This window comes from Pontibacter ramchanderi, assembly GCF_002846395.1.
Lineage (GTDB): Bacteria > Bacteroidota > Bacteroidia > Cytophagales > Hymenobacteraceae > Pontibacter > Pontibacter ramchanderi.
This window is the reverse complement of sequence record NZ_PJMU01000001.1, coordinates 956,467-977,144: the sequence shown is the minus strand read 5'-3', so window position 1 is coordinate 977,144 and position 20,678 is coordinate 956,467. Positions and strand designations below refer to the sequence as shown.

Genomic DNA, 20,678 nt, shown 5'->3' with positions numbered 1-20,678 from the left:
GTTTCGTGTAGTATACGCGCGAACCAACTTTGAGTCCGATTGCGGGAGCAGGTATAGCAAAAATTCTACAGCTGGTGTTTTTTGATTGGTGCTGCTGTCTTCTCTAAAGTTAAGACCTGATTTCCAGCTTACTGATCGGTAATGTACCGAAATATTGAAACCGCGACGAGGTAAAACCATGTGCGCTGCTACCCACCTTTCCAAGTCCACTACTACCGCACCTTCCTGGAAAAGTACGTTGCCCCCACGCTGGCTGCGACTACGCAGGCAATAGAGGCCCACTGCGTTAAGCTGAGGTACTCACGGAGAAAGAGCAAACCCGAGAGGGCGGCAAAGGCCGGGTGCAGGCTCATCAGGATGCCAAACGTTTTGGGCGGAAGCTGACGCAGGGCACCGATTTCCAGGGTATAGGGTATAGCACTGGTCAAGAGCGCAACGGCCACACCAAGCAGTAGCAGGGGTGCCGTTATGGCCGCCAGGTCGCCGCTGAAGACGCCGAAAGGAATGACGAACAGCGAGGCAAACAGCATGCCTACGCCCACCGCATCACTGCCTTTCATCACCTTCGAGACCTTTCCACCCAGCACAATATAGCCCGCCCACAGGGCTCCGGCACACACTGCCAGACCAGCACCCAGCAGGTCCACGTTGTTGTTTTGCCAGGGGGCGATCAGGGCTATACCTGTGCCGGCCAGCAGCACCCAAAGAAGATCCAGTTTTTTTCTGGAACCCATTAAGGCCAATACAAGCGGACCCGTGAACTCCAAGGTAACACCCAGCCCCAGCGGGATGCGTTTGATGGCAAAATAGAAGACCAGGTTCATGGCGCCGAGACAGGTGCCGTACGCCATGCAGTAAAGCCACTGTTTTTTGGTGACCTTCAACAGGTTGGTTCTGAAGAACGCCAGCAGAATCAGGGTCGAAAAGCCAATACGCAGTGAGGCTGTGCCGCTGGCCCCTAAAACAGGGAAAAGGTATTTGGCAATCGAAGCGCCACCCTGCACACTGATCATGGCAAGCAGCACGGCAGGTATGGCCGGTATAACAAGTTTCTTATGCGGTAAATTGAGCATGATTCGGGTGCGGGTAAACGCTATGAAAGATTAGGGCAATCCCTGAAAGGATAGAGGCTTGTAAAACAAACTGATGTTTTAGATTAACTGCCTGATAAGGGGGTAATCAGCAGGTGTAGTGTGATCACGCAGGCGAAAAAGCTAGGGGAATGCTGGGTGCGATACAGTGTAGGGTGAAAATGTTGCGGAGAAAAAGTATCATGTTAATTCATTACGCCTCAAAGATGCGGATGATTCCCTTAAAATCAAATCGGGGGCTTCGTATCCTTCGCCGAAGTTTCGGCCTGCATAAGGTATGGGAAGAAATTTTCGAAGGGTGAGCATGCCACTGTTCGAAATACAAAGGTATTTTAGGATTAAAATTGCGTAGACAATCATGCACCATGAGTTGTCGCTAAAACTGATCGCTGTATACCTCTCATCCAGGTGATGTAATTATGTTCATTCGTCTAACCTCAAAGCTTTGAAGCCAGAAGATAATTTTCCGGTACTTGGCATTCAGGAGTTTCAGCCTGACCTTCAGCAGCAGCATGGGCTTCAGTTCCACATGATAGAAGGGAAGCAGCTTATTGAAAAGCCGCACAAGCACGACTTTTTTATGCTGCTTCTGTTTGAGAAAGGCAGCGGTACACATACCATCGATTTTAAGCAATATGATGTAGGAGACAATCAGTTGCATCTGCTTTTCCCGGGCCAGGTACACAGTTGGGTTTTGGGTGAGGACACGATTGCCTGTCAGCTGATGATCGACCGCCCGGTTTTCGATAAATTCACGTCTTCGCTGGAGCTTACCTTTGTGTTATACCAACTGCAACCGGTCCTCCAGCTTTCCACCAGTACTTTTACCAAATTACAATATGAGTTCAAGGCTATTCAGGCAGAACTAGGTATAATGCCTGTGCACTGGGATATCGTTAATCTTAGGAACCGCTTAATTGCCCAGTTAGTTAGTCGCGAAGCTGAAAATAGGCACGATTACCTGGAAGTATTCCGAACGGTGCCAATGCTGATGCGCTTTTACCAGATGGTAGATGTAAATTATAAAGCGCAAAAGACCGTCGCCTTCTATGCCGACCAGTTGCACATATCGGCCAACTACCTGAACATACTTTGCAAAAGGCATCTGCAAGTGCCAGCCCTGTTTCTGATTCATAGCCGCATTGTATTGGAGGCCAAGCGCCTGCTGCACGCATCCGAACTGCCAGTAAAGGAAATTACCTTCGATCTGGGTTTCAGTGACCTGGCCCATTTCTCGAATTTTTTCAAGAGCAAAACAGGTGTTTCACCAAGGTCTTTCCGGGAGCAGTTATAAAATTTGCAAGTTTTGGCAGAAACCGCGCATCTGTTCTGAGGATAGGGGGACTAACTTTGCATTGAATAAAAAGACCGCTTTATGGCACTACAACCGATCACTCGAAAAGATTTTATTAAAAGTTCTGCTTTGTTGCTTGCCAGTAGTAGCCTGGCCTCCTGTACAGGTGTGCTGGCTACGGCACAACCAAAGGTTACTGAGCAAGACAAGTATCTGACTGTGGGCAATGCCTTGACGCTTAAGAACGTGCGACTGGAAACGGGATTTGAGTATGAAGGTGAGGAAGTGATCGGCACAAAGACAGACTTGTTCACCATCGGGATCAGCGATTGTCAGATAAAGACGATACTGCCCAACAACCCAGGTGCGCAGGCCCTGGATGCGCAGGGCCTGCTGTTGCTGCCCGCCTTTAAAGACATGCACATTCACCTGGACAAAACCTTTTATGGGGGCACGTGGCAGGCACGGCGCAAAAAGAACAGAACGGTGCAGGATATGATTGCCTACGAGCAAGCGATACTCCCGAAGCTGCTGCCAACAGCTACCGAGCGGGCAGAAAAACTTATCGAGCTGCTGCAGTCACATGGGGCTAACTTTGCCCGAAGCCACGTCAACATCGAACCTACCTCACAGCTCAACTCCCTGAAGCAGCTGCAAAAGGCCTTGGAGCATAAACGGGATAGTTTCGGGGCAGAACTGGTTGCCTTCCCACAGCATGGCATCCTGCGCTCCCAATCAGAGCAGCTGATGAAAGAAGCCGCTACCATGGGCATTGATTATATAGGTGGTCTGGACCCCGGCGCTGTCGACGGTAATATGCAAAAGAGCATGGATTTTGTGGTGCAGCTGGCGCTGGATACCCAAAAGGGCATCGACATACACCTGCACGAAGGCGGTACCTCCGGTCTGAAAACGGTGGAATACCTCATCGACCGTGTAAACGAGTACCCTGCCCTGAAAGGCAAAACTTTTCTCAGTCACTGTTTTGTACTGGCCGAGCTTGAAAAGAAGAAGCTGGAGGGAGTGGCTGAGAAACTGGCCGCCGCCAAAATAGGCATTATATCTACCATTCCCATCGGGCAACGGGTTATGCCGATCCCAACGCTGTATAAGTATGGTGTAGATGTGCGCACGGGCAACGACTCCATCGTTGACCACTGGAACACTTTTGGTACGGGTAGCATTCTGCAGAAAGCCAATTTAATGGCGCAGCTATATGGCTACTCCTCCGAGTTCGAACTCTCCCGGTGCCTGAAACTGGCGACCCACAACGTTTTGCCACTGGATGATGAGGGACACAGGCAGTGGCCGCAGGCAGGCGACAAAGCCGACCTGGTACTGGTGGACGCCAGTTGCTCCGCAGAAGCTGTTTCGCGTGTGTCTCAAGTGAGATCATTGATTCACAAGGGAAAAATCGTGTATCAAACAAGTGCCGTATGAACACACTGCTTTTAATATTTTCATTTTTATTGCTCACTTCCTGCCAAATAGAAACTGCTATGCATATACCTGCCACACAAGAATTCCTGGTAGAGGCCGTTAAAAATAACCAATTAGATGCGGTGGCAACTACCCTTCGGAATGGAGCGGATGTGAACACGACCGATACCGAGAAGAGGTCGCTGCTGCTCCTTGCTACGCGGCAAAACAACCTGGGGATGGCACAGCTGCTGGTGAAGCACGGCGCCGATGCCAACCAGCAGGACGCGATAAAAGACAGTCCTTTTTTGTATGCCGGCGCAGCAGGGTATACGGACCTGGTGAAACTATACCTGGAAAACGGAGCCCGCTTTGATGTGTTTAATCGCTACAACGGCAGCGCCCTGATTCCGGCATGTGAGCGAGGGCACCTGAAGGTGGTAAAGCTGCTGGCTAATACCAAGGGCTTTCCGATAAACCACGTCAACAGACTGGGCTGGACAGCGCTGATGGAGGCCGTTGTGCTGGGAGATGGTTCCCGAACCTATGTAGCGGTAGTCCGGGCACTGGTAGACGCTGGCTGTGACATCAATATTCCGGATAAGGATGGCGTAACCGCGCTGCAGCACGCCCGCAAAATGGGATTCACCGAAATTGCCAGGGTGCTGGAAAAAGCAGGTTGAGAATCCTGACCATTTGGTTTTAATAATTTTGATCATGCTACCGCAAGAGGCCACTCTTTTTAAAGATATCGGCCGCTTGCGGTAGCATCGTTTTCGTTTAGAAACAAAACCCCAAGCAATAGGAGGCTTTATAATGATTAGGATTTCGTTGATGTGAAATTATACGTTAATCAGGGAAGCTTTTAGAAAAAGATTTTTTTTAGGGCTTGACAAAACTTAATCAAAGTTGGTTTGTTTACTGTCCCAACCAATATATTACCCTAACTTTGGTTTCTTCATACGTATTAACCGCATGCATCAGGAACAAAACCTAGACTTTGAGTCGATCTTTAACACGATGCCGGGCAGTTTTCTGGTTCTGAAGCCAAATGCACCCCAGTATACGATTCTTGCCATCAGCGATGAACTCTTGCACAATACCCGCATGGAGCGCGTAGAGGTAGTGGGGAAGGGTGTGTTTGAGGTATACCCCGAAAACCCGGATGCGATCACAGCAACTGGTCCTACAAGTCTGAGAACCTCTCTGAAAAATGCTGTCGAAAACAGGGTGTTGGACCAAATACCTGTAGTGCGCTACGATGTGCCCGATGGTTCCGGTGGGTTTGAAGTACGCTACTGGTCTGCCAACAGCAGGCCCGTAACTGATAGTTCGGGCAAGTTGCTTTATATCCTGCACACTACCCAGGACATTACTGATAAGATAGTTGCCGAGACAAGAGTAAGTGACCTCAGAAGCATTGAGAAAAAGTATAGCCTGTTTCTAAAAGCGCCATTGGCAGTTTGTATCCTGACTGGTCCCGAGAACATCATCGAGCTGAGCAATGATGACATGCTCCGTTTCTACAATAAATCAAAAGACATTATCGGGCAGCCGCTGTTTGAAGCTATACCTGAAGCAAAGCACCAGGGTTTTGCCGAAATACTGGATCAGGTGCGTAAGACTGGTCAGACCTTCGCGTATTCAGAATATCCTACCAAGCGGGTTATTGATGGCAATGAAGCTATCTATTATTATAACATTGTTTGTCAGCCTTACTACGAAAACCCTTTTGATAAAGAGCCAAGCGGCGTATTTAGCATTGCTCATAACGTGACAGAGCTGGTTTTGGCTAAAAAGCGTGTAGAGGAAAGTGAGGCCCGATTGCAGGCGATCATTGAAGCCACGCCCGAATGCATCAAGATCGTATCGCCGGATGGCCTGCTCAACTACATGAACAAGTCCGGCCTGCACATGATTGAAGGTGATGAAGAATTGCTGGGTAAAGTCAATGTGCTGGATGTGATAGCGCCGGAACACCGCACCACCTGGAAGAAGAACCATTTAAGAGTTTGCGAAGGAAACAACCTGAGCTGGGAGTTCGACATCATCGGGCTAAAAGGCAAAAGGCGCAGGATGGAAACCCATGCAGTGCCGCTCCCAGGAGAAAACGGGCGGTCACAATTGGCCGTTACGCACGACATCACAAAGCGCAAGGAGGCTGAGCTGGCTCTGAGGGAGAGCGAGGAGCAATTCCGTACCTTTGCCAACAATATCGAAAACCTGGCCTGGATGGCGGACCCTCAAGGGTCAATCTACTGGTATAACGAGCGTTGGTTCAACTACACGGGTACTTCGCTGGAGGAGATGATCGGGTGGGGTTGGGAGAAAGTACATCACCCGGACCACGTGGCTAGTGTCGTGGCTTTTGTATCGCAAGCCTGGAAGTCCGGCGACAACTGGGAGCTGACTTTTCCTTTGCGGAACGCAAAAGGGGAGTATCAGTGGTTTCTGACAAGGGCATATCCTGTAAAGGACGAGCAGGGCAACGTGTTGCGCTGGATTGGCACCAATACCAATATCAACGAACAAAAGAAGGCCGAGGCTTCGCTGGAGGCAAAAAATATGGAGTTGGTTCGCATCAACAATGATCTGGACAACTTTATCTATACAGCATCACACGACCTGAAGGCACCTATTTCCAACATTGAGGGGCTTATCGGGTTGCTGTCGGAGGAGTTGGCCGGTCTGGACTCGCAGCATGCCGATATAGGACACATCATAAGCCTGATGGAAAAGTCCATGGATCGGTTTAAGCGCACGATTGCCAGCCTGACCGACCTGGTGAAACTTCAGCAGGAAAGTGCCAGCCCGGTTACGAGGTTAGACCTGGGGGAACTCATTGGGGAAGTGCTGTTGGATCTGGAACCTCACATCAAGGCATCTGCCGCCGCTATTGAGGTAGCTGTTGATGCGTGTACCTATATTTACTTCTCAGAGAAAAATCTGCGGAGTGTCGTTCTAAACCTGCTCTCCAATGCCCTGAAATATGCTGCTGCCGATCGAGTGCCTGTTATACGCATTGGCTGTGAGGAGCAACCGAACTATCATGTTCTCACTGTAAAGGACAATGGCCTGGGCTTATCACTCCAAAGCCAGAAGCAATTGTTTACGATGTTCAAGCGTTTCCACGATCACGTAGAAGGAACAGGTATAGGGCTGTACATGGTCAAGAAAATGGTTGAAGGCTCAGGCGGCTACATCGCTGTATCCAGCGAAGAAGGAGCGGGGACTGAGTTCAGGGTCTTTATTAAAAAAACGCCAGTTAAAGATTAACCAGTTAATACAACGTGAACAAACTCACCAACATTTTGCTTGTAGATGACGATCCCATTGCGAATTATGTAAACAAAACGCTTTTGGAAAAGATCGATGGTGTGGAGCAGGTAACGACAGCCCCTAACGGCAAAGTCGCCCTGCAATTGCTGGAGCAACAGACCTCTCCTAACAATACTCCGGATCTGATTCTGCTGGACATCAACATGCCTGTTATGAACGGGATAGAGTTTATGCAAGCATATAAAGAGCTGGCTATAGAGGGGAAAGAAACGATCAAGGTCATTATCCTGACCACTTCCAATCACCCCCGGGACCTCGCCTGCTTTACCGATTTGCCTATTGCCGGTTTTTTGAACAAGCCTCTGACATCAGGGAAAATATCAGGTTTGCTGGACGAGCACTTCCCGGCATAAATAGATTAGCATTCGCTATACCTCAGGTATAGGCCGGTGGAAACAAAAAAGCCGCTCCAGGTTTAGCTGAAGCGGCTTTTGTAGACCGAAGGATTGAATTATCGAACTTTATCCACAGCGATTTGGCTGCATTGATTGTTTACCTGCAGTTGGCGGGAGGTTTGTAAGTTCGATGCTTATAAAAATGCAAAGCAGAAAAAAATACATTTAAGCTTTCATTCTCTCCAATAGCTTGTTAATCCAGCTGTAAAATCGTGGACATTTTTCCATAATAGAGTCAAAACCATTCTCGAGAGCTATGAAAGGGCCATGAAAAGTTTTTTGGTAGTTAGGAATTAAATGTAGTAGTCTTTTAGAAGGTGCGGTCTGTGGACCATTATTTATTGTTTCTGGATTAGGATGATCATTAATTATATTTTGTAGCAGCTTTCTATTAGTGCTAGGTATGTCTAAAAATTTGAACCCATCCATCTTAGTAAATAGTAGGCCTTCAAATTCATGCAGCTGTATATAAGGTACAAATCTTTCATCCCCTATATCTTCATAGCAAGCGTTTTCGAGAAATTCTACTCTTTGTTGTACGTCCTTAAATGCTAGCGAATTTTGATATTTTGGAAAATCTGATCTAAGTTCATAAAAGTCGATCAAAGAAGTTACAATCATATCTTCTTTGCCTCGTAAAAGAGTTCTAACATTAGGTTCAAATCTAGCATATCTAACATCACCACCTTTGTGCCCAGGGCTTGTTTCAATGCCGATAGTTCTTATGTTGTATAATCCGTGTTCATGGAAAAAAGGAGCAATACATCCATTTACAAATTCTCTTTCTGTTGGGCCTTCAACAATAATATTCAGTACTCTCATTATGGTGTGCCTCCTATTACGTTTTTCTCCCAGAGTTCACCAATGGTATAATTACTAAGCCAATCTTGTAATTGCTCACTATTCAACCTCTTAAAGGTTGATTGATTATCTTCTCTATCTACAACAATTATATCATTGGCCTCAAACTGATCCAGCAAATTAACTGATTGTGTAGAAGCAATAATCTGAGATTTAAATGAGGCTGCTTTTATTAGTGCAGCTAATTTGTTTATTGCAGAAGGATGAAGACCTAATTCAGGTTCATCTATAATAATTGTTTTAGGAGGTTCTGCTTGTAGTAATAGTGTTGTTAAAGCTATAAATCTTAAAGTACCATCAGATAAATCATTAGCATTAAAATAATCATCAGACCCTTTCTCTTTCCAAGTAAGGAAAATTGTATCTTGATTTAAATTGTCTGGCTTAAGATCAAATTGTTCAAAAAATGGAGCTATGGAACGAATTGCATATTCAATCAACCGAAATTGTGATGGTTGTTGTTGCTGAATTCTATAAAGGAAGGATGGAAGATTACTACCATCTTCTTTTAGGTAGGAGTTATCTCTAACTTTTGATGGCTGCTTTAGTGGAGCACTACTACTAGTATCATGAAAATGAAATATCTTGAATTGCCTAAAATACTCTCCTAAATAGAAAAAGCGGTCTGCGGTATGATCCTTAATACCGCTATTCTTTTCACCCTGGGATTCTAAGGTTATATAGTCCCAGCTTTCATTATACCCTGATGAATATCTATTATACCCTCCAGTCTCGATTTCGAAATAAAATCCATTAGCTTGGTCTGGTTTTAACACAAAATCATAACGATTATTAGTATTCTTAATAGTTCTAAATATGATGCCGCCAGCTAACTCTTTTGACTTCTTTTTCCCGAAATATAAAATCTTATCTGCATAGCCATTTTCTGCCACATAAGATGGTAGTTTGGATTCTGAGATGCTATTAAGGAGTTTGAAAAAAGAGATAAAGTTTGACTTCCCAACTCCATTAGGTCCAATAAGTATATTCAACGGCTTTATGAAAACATCCCCTGAATCTCTAATAGACTTAAAGTTTTTAATATATATTCTGTCTATGAGCATAACAATGGTGAGACCATATTGATATTATTTAGAAAAATTTAAGATATTAATTACATGCAACCTAATATATGATATAAACGCAATTTAGATAAAAATACATGATTTTTTATTGCTCCTTAACCAAGTAGTGTGCTAAGTATTGAAAGTTAAGAGTGAATTGATAAGCGAGAAAGAATTCACAATTAGAAGAGAGAAAACAAACTTGGAATAAATGGATTTCATGTAATATCGGATTTTGCATCTAAGAAAACTAATAAGTAAAATGAACCTAGGCTAAATGTGGTAAGCTAAGCAAGTAACATTAAAGGTTAGAGTAAACAATAGAAGCTTATGCCCTATCTGACTGGTACTTTTCAGGTAAATTTATGAGGAGGTAGCAGAAGTGTAGCAATTTAGTACTCGAAACTAAAAAAGCCTCTCAGTATAAACTGAGAGGCTTTCAAATAAACCAATGGATGAATTTATCAAACCATATTCATAAGGTTTTACCTCACTTAAGCAACTATTTTAAGTATTCAAAAAACCACAGTGTAGATTAATTAAGGCAATCGATTTTTTTAACAGTAACAGCTTCCAAATCCTTATATTCCTCTTTTAATTTCTGATATGCATTATCTGCCGATAAACTCTTCTTTACTTTAAACAACACGTAAAAACCGTAGGATGAATGGGAACCGGCTAGGTACTGTTTTAGCTTTTCCTTATAATCTATTCTTACCTTAGCATCAGTTACTTCTCTATTGTGGAGCAGCTTTAATTCCAGCATAACAGGACCTATGAAGCCATAGCTCACAAGCAGGTCAAGCCGTTTATCATCGTAAAGCTGGGCTTCCCTTATTATATCGGCATGCCGAAAGCCCCTTTTTAATAGGCCGTTCTCAATCTGCACTTTCAAGGTCTTCTGGATGGTATCTTCGCTCACATGCGATGCTTTACCCTTACTAGATGCGGCATTACCAGTTATTGTGGCAATAGAGCGGTAAAAGCCTTCTTGATGTATGAATGTAGTAACATCTCCGTTCAGCACTTCCTCGATAACGTGTCTTAACTCTAGGACAGATGTTATCGGAAGGTAAGTCTTTGCCTTCAGTTCGTTGTAACGCTTTACGCAATCAGCCATGTTATCCGGTGCTCCAATGTGCTCAATGTACTGTAGTTCAAGGTTTCGCAGCAGTTGCTCAAAACCCGTTTCTTGGCTGCTAGGGGGCAGGGAATCTATGAACTTTTTAAGATCTTTCAGATAAACGTAGCTGCCTAAAGCCTTTAAATTGTCATAGTATAGGTAAATGGCATTTTGGAGATAGTTGCTATAAGCTAGGTGCTTTGCCTCCTTCCTAATAGTAATAGTGTAGACAAGTAAATCCTGGAAGAAGGGGATTAGGTACGGGTCAATAGCATTATATGCACAGGCAAAATAAGAGGGCCCGAAAGCTTCTAGTTCCCAATCTCTTATATAAATGCCGTTTTCACCGGGGTTATCTCTCCAGTTTTTTGCCTGATCAAAGCGCCATTCGGTAGCTGACTTGTCCTTAAATTTACTGATTAGATATGCGTTGGCAATACGTGCAAAACTCAGATTTTGACCATTTACATTGGTGTCGAATATGTGCTGAAGGTATTGTTTGTCTGGAAAAACTCTTCCAAGGCACTCCAAGGCCTCTTCTTTCTCATAAGGATGCAATTTCGGCTCTTCTACAAAAGCACGGAGTATAGGTATCAGCTCCTGTCGCTGCACGATCTCTACCATTTTCAAGAAGCCTCTCGGAGAGCTAATCAGTAAATCGTCAGTCCTGCCTGAGCAGAAGTCAAGTAGTTGCTGGATATCCTCATCAGTAAATTCTCCCAGGTGTTCCACAATAAGTTCAATCTCCTTGGCGGAGGCGACGGCCAGGTAGCTAATAATCTTGGACCGGTAAGGAGCTAATTCCTGTGCAAGTCCTAAGTCCAAGGCAAGCCGGATATATAAACCAAAAGAAAAGAAATACCGGTTGCTGGCATGGATGTTTTTGCTGGTATCAGTTACCTGTGTAACCATGATGCGGTAATTCGCTACTTTCAGGCTACTGAAGATGAAAAGCAGGTTTTTTTTCAGCCGCTGCAATTCAGCCTCCTGTACTAAAGGTTGGAGGGATTGCATGTTGTTGTAAAAAGTGGAAAAAACTTCCGGGTTAAAAGCACCGTCTTCTGTCCCCAACTCATCTTGAAATCTCTTGTAATCAGACTGCACGCGTTGCTGTAAGAAATTATCTTCGGAAGGAGCAGCGTCCCAGGCTTCATACATTTCAGGAAAATGTTCCCTTCCTGCTGTGTATACATCCTCACCCAGAGGATTATCCACGTAGCGAACACGACGCAGTACGCTTTTGGCAAGGAATTCTCTGTGCCTGCTGCTCTTTAGTAACTGCACAAAGTTATCTACCTGATGCGGTTTTAAGAGCCTAGCTAATAGTTCTTCATAACTAGAATAGAAAGCCTCACTCGGCAACAGGCGTAGAAACTCAAAAAAATAAGTTTCCTGCTTCTGGCACAGTAGAGTTACCATCTGTTTTATGAAACTTTCTGCATTATAGAGGTAGTTTCTGTCCTTCGTCAGCAAGTGGGTAAGTAAGTCTTTGATAGCAGCTTCGAGTTCCTCATTCCAGGCCTTCATGATGTTTTCAAAGCTATGATAGCTGTACCCACTGAAATTTTCTGTCACATTTCTCAGCATGACCTCATCCTTAAGCATTTCATTAAAAATGAACGTCAGAGAGCTTGAACCGGTGATGCTAGTTAGTAGTCTTTCGGCATGTTCTCTGTTTTGCTTCAGATATGTCACCACTTTTTCAAGTGTGTAGGAGCTGTCGGGTGCAACTTCGCAGCAGCTGAAGAGGAAAACCTCCTGTACCTCCTGTTCACTCGAAGCGATCGTATCGTTTAGCTGTTCGAACAATGCAATATCTTTGAACTTTCTCAGGGCTCGTAGACTATTTGTCTGCAGAAGTTTTTGTGAGGATATATTAGACTGATCCAGAAGAATTTTTCTCCAGAGTAGAGTTTCTTCTCTAGTTAAGCAGCCTCCTTCCAAAAGATAGTAAACAGCTATCGTGATGTTTAGCAACCTCCTGTTATTCTGATCGGACTTGGCTTGGGCATGTTCAGAGTGGAGCATTTCATGATTAGCGGGGATGAAAAACTGGCTCAACTTTGCAGCTTGTTCATAGCCAAGGTAGAAGGTGCTCTTTTGAAAGTAAGAGAAGATGCCATTAAAGACAATTCGCTTTTGTTCTTCATTCAACTGGCTAGCTTCTATTGTGGAAAAAAGTCTGAAGAAATCATCTGCTATAGGGTTTTTTCCTTTCAGGTTGAGGTGCTCAATTAAAGGAACAACCTGTGCCGGCTCGATCTCTACTACATAGCGTAACACGTCGTACCAATTTCGGTGGATGTGCTGGAAGTTTGGCTCAATGATCAGGTCATAGAGTATCTGGCTTTTCCGACCGAGTCGTAGTAGTTCTTTTGCAGCCAGATACTCCTGAAACTCTGTGTTGTCAAATTCCAAGTTATCTTCTATATTTTTAAGTACCCGGGTGATGAATATGTCAATATCGAGGTGGTTTAAGAAAATCAGGTTCGTGTTTGAGGAAGTTTCATCCATAAAAGTAACCAACTCCTCTTTCGTAATCTTGTTCCTTTGATAGATTTCCATAACCAGCGCGAGCTTTTCTAAAACGCGCTTTGTAATGATCCCTTCATTGGGTTTGATGGACTTGTCACCTTTCTGGTTCTCTTTTAGAATTTCTGTCTCCAACTTGTGGTAGATCGCTTTCTCGAATAGATCTGCTCGCTTTAAATCTAGTACCTTTTCTAAAGAAGTTGATGAAAGTAAATCAGAGAATACTTTCAGGTACCTGGGAGTAGTTAAAATAGAGTTGCCTGCATTGGTTGTTGACTTTTGCAGGATAGCCTCTATTGTATCAGGGGTAGCTTTCGCACCGAGCTCCCCTTTTAGGAATTCTCTAATTTGAGTGGTGTTGAAGGGGAGTACGCTTATAAAAGAGAAGTTTTCTAATTGCCTGAGCTTAGCATGGGAGTGGCTTAGGTAGTGTTTCCTACAGCTGACCAGTATGGTGATGTCTGGGTAGTCATTGCAAAATGATTTAATCTGATCTATCACCCTATTGAAAGCATGCTCACTTACCTCATCCAATGCATCGAAACAAACAATGCAGGAGCTCTCATTTTCCAATTTGAAGTTCTTTGTTCTATAGCGGGTACCTTCATCAGTTTCTTCTGAGTGTGTTGCGTCAACTTGTAGGGCATCTTCGATTGCAGCACGCATGTCCTTCTCCACTGAAGTCAATGGAATAAACGCTGCTTCTTTTTGTCTGATGCCTGCCTGCTTGAATATTTGCTTTAAAAGTGTTGATTTCCCGCTTCCCGGTTCTCCCAATACCATAGCTCTTATAGAAGAGGAGTCGTTGCCAAATAAGTCATCCCACGTGAAATTAGGTTTCTGCGCTTCTTTTTTTGATAAATACCAATCAATGTCTAGTTTATCTTCTTTTGGCTTAAGAGCTTCGTCAATTGTCAGGTTATGTACAAGAGAAGGTTGTATAAAGTTTGAGCTCATGCGATATGTTACCTTGTGAGTTAGCTTTGTGAGTTTGCGTTTTTAAATAGTTTATGAATGTAGTGCAACATACTTGACAGCAAAGGTAGAACGTGGTCTAGAGATTGAAGTGATGAAGGTAAGATATTAATTGAATCAAAAGTACTTAAGACCTTATGTGGGAAGTGCAGCAATACTGTTTAGGTATAAATAAACAGCTGCTCTGTTTTTCTACTTTTCCCTGCGCCGGCTTTAATTACTTATGGAATATGAAGCGGGCATAAGACTTTGTTATATGTAAATCGGTAACGATATTAACTAATGTAGAGACACCCAATGGGCTTGCAGCTACTTTTATATGTGAGTTCGCTTACAGACGATTCGCCTGAGGTATTGGAGTAGTGGAATCTATTTACAAGGTGTCTGCTAATCTACCAAAAAAAGTAGGAAGACTTCGGGAGTGTAATTTAAACTGTGTCATTTCCTCGTTTCCATTTACTGGCCCTTTTGCTGTTCTGGCTGAGTCCTTACGGCAAAAGGGCCAAACTTTTGAAGTGCGCCTCACCTCAAGTCCAGCTGCATCCTATCGCCAAACCAGATCGATAGCTGCTGGGCCGTCTGGCTCCAATTCGAGAGCGGCATCACCCATTTTTTGCTGATGTTCTGGTGCGATAAGTAGATCAGCTTCAACAGGGCCATATCCGAGGGGAAAGCCCCCTTGGTCTTGGTCACTTTCCGCACCTGGCGGTGAAAGCCCTCAATCGTGTTGGTGGTGTAGATCAGGTGGCGAATCGGCTCGGTGTACTTAAAGTACGTGCTCAGCTTCTCCCAGTTCCGCTGCCAGCTCTCGAGCACCTTGGGGTACTTTTTGCCCCACCTCTCCTCCAGCTCCAGCAGCCTGAGCTCAGCCAGCTCTTTTGACTCTGCTCGGTACACGGGTTTGAGGTCCCGCATGAACTCCTTCTGGTCCTTGGAGGCCACGTATTTGATGCTGTTTCGTATCTGATGCACGATGCAGCTCTGCACCTCAGTTTGTGGAAAGACGCTGGCGATGGCCTCGGCAAAGCCCCTGAGGTTATCGATACAGGCGATGAGCATGTCGGCAAGGCCCCGCTGCTGCAGGTCGGTGAGCACGGAGAGCCAGAAAGTGGCTCCCTCGCTTTCGGAGACATACACGCCCAGCAGTTCTTTGTGGCCGTGGCGGTCAATGCCTAAAATGTTGTAGACAGCTTTAGAGACCGTGCGCCCTTCCTGCCTGACCTTGTAGTGCATGGCATCCAGCCGGACGATGCAGTAGAGCGGGTCCAGCGGCCGGGCCTGCCATTCCTTCACCTGAGGGACGATCTTCTCTGTGAGAGCCGCCAGGGTGTCGTGGGAGATGTCCATGTCGTAGAGCTCCTTCAGGTGCGAGGAGATGTCCCGCAGGCTCATGCCCAGGCCGTACATGCTCAGGATGCGGGGCTCCAGGTTCTCGGCCAGCACCGTCTCCCGCTTTCGGATGATCTGCGGCTCAAAGCTTGCCGAGCGGTCGCGGGATGATTCCACTTCGATCACGCCGTCCGAGGTGCGCACCTGCTTGGAGACTTTGCCGTTGCGCCGGTTGCCTTTGGCCCGCTGTTCAGCATCCAGATGGAGATCCATTTCGGCGTCTAGGGCCGCTTCCAAGAAGTGTTTCAGCAGGGGGCCAAGCGCGCCGTCTTTGCCAAAGGTGGGTTTGCCGCTCCGGAACTCTTCCAGGAACTGGCGCTTGATCTTTTCCAGATCCAGCTCGTTTTTCTCTTCCATGGTGACTGTGTTAAAGGTAATACTGCTAATCCTTTGACACAGTTTATTTTACAGCCTCAAGACTTCCTATTCAGGGTAAGGGTGTCCCAGTCTACCTCAGTTAGCAGATCATCGTGGCGCTTCACCTGCGGGTCGTGCCAATCTGCCTTTTTACGTACCCACGCAGCCCACTCGCCCAACTGATTATTATATGTGCCGTTGCCGCGAGCAGTTCTCTCCACCTCAGCGGCGTAGTCGCGCATAACCTTTGCCTGACGCCAACGCTCGGCTTCTACAAGTATATGCTTAAGGCTCTCCAACTCTTTTTCCTGCCTAGCCTCCATTTCGCGATACACTCTTTCTCTTTCATCGCGCTCTGCTTGCTTTCTTTCCCGCTCTAATCTCTCAGTATGCTTGGTTTGACCTTTTACCAATAGAGTTGCTAGGATTCTTGATAGCCTTTCTTCGAGTGGCTTTTTGTCATCCGCCCATTCTCTTGACCCAAAGTTCTTGTACCAAAACGCGAGCAGGCCAGAGGGTTTGTATTTCTTACTGTCCCATGAGCCATGCTTAACAGTGTATTCAGAAAGCTTCTCTCGAAGTCCGATTTCAAATCGCTCTCCATGGACAACAGCGTAGGTACTTTGATATTCTGCAATCACATCGTGACCCAAAGCCTTTAGTGCTTTAAAAAGCGTGTCCATGAACCGGAACGCTCTAGCGGCGGTTGCCGGGGAAACATTAATACTCAGCTTATTATCGCAGGAGTAGAGGCCGTTGTAGGATATATCCTTTCTATTTCGTTCAAAGGCCTCCTTGGCGGCTAGAATAAGTGGATCTGGGCTTTTCAACTTTTCGGGGATGGTGATTAGATCCAAATGATTGTCCTCCAGATCCCTTATTAGCCTTGCCAAAGCCGACAGGCCTGTGGGGTCGTAGGCCTCACCGTCTTGTCTAACGGTCAGTTTCACCTCCTGCTCCCCTTTGAATGAAGAAGGCAGGGGAGCCACCTTGACTTTCTTACCAGCCTTTAGCATCATCCAATGGCCGGCCTTAGGAAGCGGTATCTCTAACTTTATGCAGATCTTCCTCAGGCCATTGTCGGAGATACCATATCGCTTGGCGAGCGTAGTCATGGGCTCTTTCCACACCATGTCATAAAGCTCTTGACGCGTGATTGTTGTCTTTTCCATTCTAGCAGAAATAAAATGATGATTTACTTTGGTTAGGATAGACAGACTTCTACAGCTTAATCGATGTAATTTGCTAAATTAATATATCTTCTAACTTGTTTTTCCACTCAACAAAACCATCTACCCCTTCTTTGTAGTTGTGATTAATACGTGTGAAAAGCTCGTTGTTAAGACCGAGAAAAGACGTTTTTCCACTTGCTTTGATAATTTTTATAGCACCTTCAACTTCATCGAAAGCAGACCTAAGCAATTTGCTTTTGGGGAAGTGCCAAATATATGTCGCCTCTTCGGTATCTAGCGTTTCCCAAACAAAATGGTCGTGCTTCATTCCTCTGATAAGGAATATGAAAGACAAGGGTTTATGAGAGAATCTAAGCCTCATTGATCCAGAGTCGTGCTTCCTGGAGAGGTAGGATAGGTGCTTATAGTGTTTTGATTCCGTGACTTTAACCAGGTCTTCTAATAAATCTTTATCTTTCTTGTAAAAGACGGATGGTTGAAAGTTCTCTTCACCAAAAGCTTCAAAAAACTCGTCCATAGTGAAAAGGGTACTATTATCGCTGGCTGAAGGATTCCATTTAATTGTCGCCTTTACTGTTTCCAATTTGACGTCCTCGATTACATTTCTGTCAATCTTGCCTATTTCAGGTGATGTTACCTCAATTGGAGTAACTGCATCATAGAGGACTTCGGCTGTCACAAATACCTCCACTTTTTTAGTCTTCAGGACGTTCGCAAAGTAGTTCTTGATGGCGTCAAACTCCTCTATTATTTCATTGTTTCGGATTTCGAACTCATGCTTTTTCTTGATTCCCTTTAGCTTCCCTTCGAACAGCACACCTCCTTGCTTGAACCGGAGATTCTTGATCGGCACGAAAAAGTTCTCTTTGATAATTCGCTTAAAAGTAGTATTTGACTCAGTTCTATAGTCAAGGTCTCCACGGCGGTAACTGCTTCCTAACATAGATTTTGAACTTATGCTCACGGATCGTGTGCCATTTAGCGTGTTGAGCAACCCGTTAGTGTCTATTGACCTGAAGGTGAGCCTCTCAATTTCTTCTAATACACTCGAGTAGCTTAACTGTTGACTGCTAAAGTCACAGGGGCCAACATTGTATGATAATACCTCCACGTGTAGCCTTTTCTCTTCAGGGATATGAGCTAGGACCCTAACAGCCCAATATGCTGGGGACTTAAATGATTTACCTGAGACCTGCAAATTGGTATGCTTCAGTGCCAAAGGTTTTCTGTCAGTGACGTATACTTTTTCCGCGATAAACCTTACGTTTAATTCTTTACCTTTCAAAATAACCTTCTGTATGTAATTATGGAAGAACTTGAACTATAGAAGTATATATAATTCTATACCTCTAATTTAATTGATTTATAGAACTATCGATATCAATCAATTCCATTTTAAACAATGTCAAGTTCAAGTACAGCAATCTCTTCTTCTAATACTTGTCTGTAAAGAACATCGTATAGATTCACTATTCGACTTTCAACTGCCTTCTGGAAAGCTTCCCTTCTATCTTGAGGCCAGTTACGAGGGCTTCCTCCTGCCTGCATCCATAGCTCTTTATCTTCTGGGTTAATGGCAGACGCTTTTAAAAAGTCAATGTTTGATGGTAGATCCAGCTCCTTTGCGACATTGTCTACGCTGAAGTCGTCCTGCTCTAACCTTAGTTTTATTCTCTGGCAATTGTTGCCATCTGATCTGTTCGCCCAACCAGGCCATATCCTAAAGTTGCCAATAGAGTTTACATACAAGTTTCTATTCCAGTCGAACTTATTTATCAGTGGTTTGTCATCGGAAAACAGATTATTTGTTTGACCAGAGTTGATTATATGAGAACGTGGTACGATGTGATCATAATCATAAGGGGTATCGTAAGCATCATTACTCATTGGATTATAGCCAACAAACCACTTGGTAGCAAACTCTCTCTGATACCATAGCATTAATTCTTTCTTGTTCCAAAAGCTATGTCTAAAACTGCCGAAGTCATCTCCTTCAATTTTAAATATATCACCCCAATGCCTGAAGAAGCCATCACAGTCAGACTTAAATGGATATGCAAATTCGCTTGGAGTAGGTATAGGAGAGGAGAGTTCCTGTTTGATTAATTCAGAAAATATTTCCTCATCCGGAAAATTTAGTGTCTTCGATTCCTTTAAAATGGTTATTGCAAGTTTGCTGGCCTTATCATCTTTGTCAACTGTAATATAGGATAGAAGTAAGTAACGAATAATACGCTTCCTGTTTTGCTCAAGGAGCTCAACGTTATCTAGGTTTTTATTTATCCAGATTAAAACCGGATGGTAGAATGTTGGTTTGATAAATAGCAAAAGCTTTCTTGGAAGGCCGAAATCAGAATCTTGGTTCTCTCTGTATAAAACTAACTTGCAAAACTTCTCTACAACTCTATAGAATATTGATTTGCCATCTATTTCGTTGAGTAAGTTTTGCATTGTTTGTAAAAAACTTACCTCGTCGTTTTGCTCGCTTATCCAGCGCCTAAAAGTTGATATACCAGGTTTTGCGTCATCACCTTTGCCCATCTCAAAACGGGCTAGTCTGGACGCAGCCATAACAATACCAGTAGGCGGTAACAAGTACCCAATCTCTGCGCTATTGACTATTTTAGAAACCATCGTATAGGCACCATCCCAGCTGGATTTTAACAGCGAGTAGGCCATTTCTTCCCCATTGAGTACTGTTCCACCTGCATTGATGCGGGTAAACAAAACCTCCATAGGGTCTAATTCAACTTCTGAACGCTCAAGATTATCTTCATTTTGATACAGAAGTACTACAGACCTTGTTTTTATATCTTTTGAGGTAGTATCTAGCAATCTTTGTAGCGCATTTATGATAGTATAAAAGTGTTCTGTAGGTTCATCAGGTATATTGTAACGCTTTGGAATCAAGTTTTTTACTTCTTCCCAAGCAGGTATGCTAAAGTGTCCACTTGTAAAACCGCATAACTTAATTAATTCATCTAAGGGCACAGGTAGTCTAGACAATATTGGCCATGAGTAATTTTCACTATCTACTGTTGCATTACCTGTGTCGATTTTTACTTGATAATCATATCGAACTGTACCCATATTGAGTTCAGAGCGAGCTTCCAGTTTCTGCCACTCGTTCAATTTGTCAGATGGATTATTATCCCGCATGCCCCAAGGCTGGTAAGAAGTTACTAGTCGAAGCAGGAACTTTCTATTATTGTGTGCTGGGTTACCGAAAGGCATATTAGGATTTAGGTCAATCCATAGCCTGGAGTTTTCGTTTGGTCTAAAACCTAGTAGTATAGCTCGTGTGCGCTGTTGGCCATCCAATAAAAAGTACCCATTTTCACTAGATTCTTTCTGATCCAAGTCATACATTTTTCTAGCGGCCTGGCCTTTTTCCCTTGGAGCTAGTAAGAAGCTGCCTATTGGGAAACCTCTCAATATCGAGTCCCATAGAAACTCTATTTGATCTACTCTCCAAACCGAGTTTCTCTGAATTGGTGGAAGTTGTATCAAATCATAACTTTCATCATGCTTGTTTATAAAAGAACTCACGTATTCTATCAGGGTACAATGGTCTGAATCTCTATCAGCAAAAAGTTGTCTCATGAATTTGTTTGGCTAAGTGAAAGTTTAATTGAAAAAGATAGGC

General features: G+C 44.3%; 13 protein-coding genes. 5 read left to right on the top strand and 8 right to left on the bottom strand.

Features of this window, described 5'->3' with window-relative positions; all coding sequences use genetic code 11:
- Positions 1-212: 212 nt before the first annotated feature.
- Positions 213-1,073, bottom strand: a complete 861-nt coding sequence (locus BD749_RS04155) for an EamA family transporter (RefSeq protein WP_101443096.1) — start codon at positions 1,071-1,073, stop codon at positions 213-215.
- Positions 1,074-1,536: 463 nt separating this feature from the next.
- Here BD749_RS04155 and BD749_RS04150 point away from each other — a divergent pair, with 463 nt between their 5' ends.
- The 5 genes from BD749_RS04150 (at position 1,537) to BD749_RS04130 (ending at position 7,496) form a co-directional block, all read left to right on the top strand.
- The gene (locus BD749_RS04150) at positions 1,537-2,385 is read left to right on the top strand and encodes an AraC family transcriptional regulator (protein WP_101443095.1); all 849 of its coding nucleotides are present in this window, start codon (positions 1,537-1,539) and stop codon (positions 2,383-2,385) included.
- An 81-nt stretch (positions 2,386-2,466) separates the two neighbouring features.
- Entirely contained in the window at positions 2,467-3,825 is a 1,359-nt protein-coding gene (locus BD749_RS04145) for an amidohydrolase (protein WP_101443094.1), read from the top strand.
- Between the two features lie 59 nt (positions 3,826-3,884).
- Positions 3,885-4,487 (top strand): ankyrin repeat domain-containing protein, encoded by a 603-nt coding sequence (locus BD749_RS04140; RefSeq protein WP_245868693.1) that lies wholly within the window; start codon positions 3,885-3,887, stop codon positions 4,485-4,487.
- 292 nt (positions 4,488-4,779) lie between these two features.
- On the top strand, positions 4,780-7,080 hold the full coding sequence (locus BD749_RS04135) for a PAS domain-containing sensor histidine kinase (protein ID WP_101443092.1): 2,301 nt from the start codon (positions 4,780-4,782) through the stop codon (positions 7,078-7,080).
- A 14-nt stretch (positions 7,081-7,094) separates the two neighbouring features.
- Positions 7,095-7,496, top strand: coding sequence for a response regulator (locus BD749_RS04130; RefSeq protein WP_101443091.1), 402 nt, complete (start codon positions 7,095-7,097; stop codon positions 7,494-7,496).
- Positions 7,497-7,703: 207 nt separating this feature from the next.
- On the opposite strand, the gene BD749_RS04125 is transcribed toward BD749_RS04130, so the two are convergent.
- The 7 genes from BD749_RS04125 to BD749_RS04095 form a co-directional block, all read right to left on the bottom strand.
- The gene (locus BD749_RS04125; protein WP_101443090.1) at positions 7,704-8,360 is read right to left on the bottom strand and encodes a DUF4276 family protein; all 657 of its coding nucleotides are present in this window, start codon (positions 8,358-8,360) and stop codon (positions 7,704-7,706) included.
- On the bottom strand, positions 8,360-9,463 hold the full coding sequence (locus tag BD749_RS04120) for an AAA family ATPase (RefSeq protein ID WP_101443089.1): 1,104 nt from the start codon (positions 9,461-9,463) through the stop codon (positions 8,360-8,362). Before BD749_RS04120 ends, BD749_RS04125 begins: the two co-directional genes overlap by 1 nt.
- A 535-nt stretch (positions 9,464-9,998) precedes the next feature.
- Complete coding sequence (locus BD749_RS04115; RefSeq protein WP_101443088.1) at positions 9,999-14,075, bottom strand: NACHT domain-containing protein; 4,077 nt, start codon at positions 14,073-14,075, stop codon at positions 9,999-10,001.
- 540 nt (positions 14,076-14,615) lie between these two features.
- Positions 14,616-15,839 carry an IS256 family transposase gene (locus tag BD749_RS04110; protein WP_101443087.1) on the bottom strand — a complete coding sequence of 408 codons (1,224 nt, stop codon included), beginning with the start codon at positions 15,837-15,839 and terminating at the stop codon, positions 14,616-14,618.
- A gap of 56 nt (positions 15,840-15,895) precedes the next feature.
- Complete coding sequence (locus BD749_RS04105; protein WP_101443086.1) at positions 15,896-17,011, bottom strand: hypothetical protein; 1,116 nt, start codon at positions 17,009-17,011, stop codon at positions 15,896-15,898.
- Positions 17,012-17,084: 73 nt separating this feature from the next.
- Positions 17,085-18,317, bottom strand: a complete 1,233-nt coding sequence (locus BD749_RS04100; RefSeq protein ID WP_101443085.1) for a hypothetical protein — start codon at positions 18,315-18,317, stop codon at positions 17,085-17,087.
- Positions 18,318-18,427: 110 nt separating this feature from the next.
- Entirely contained in the window at positions 18,428-20,635 is a 2,208-nt protein-coding gene (locus BD749_RS04095; RefSeq protein ID WP_101443084.1) for a DUF262 domain-containing protein, read from the bottom strand.
- Between the last annotated feature and the right edge of the window lie 43 nt (positions 20,636-20,678).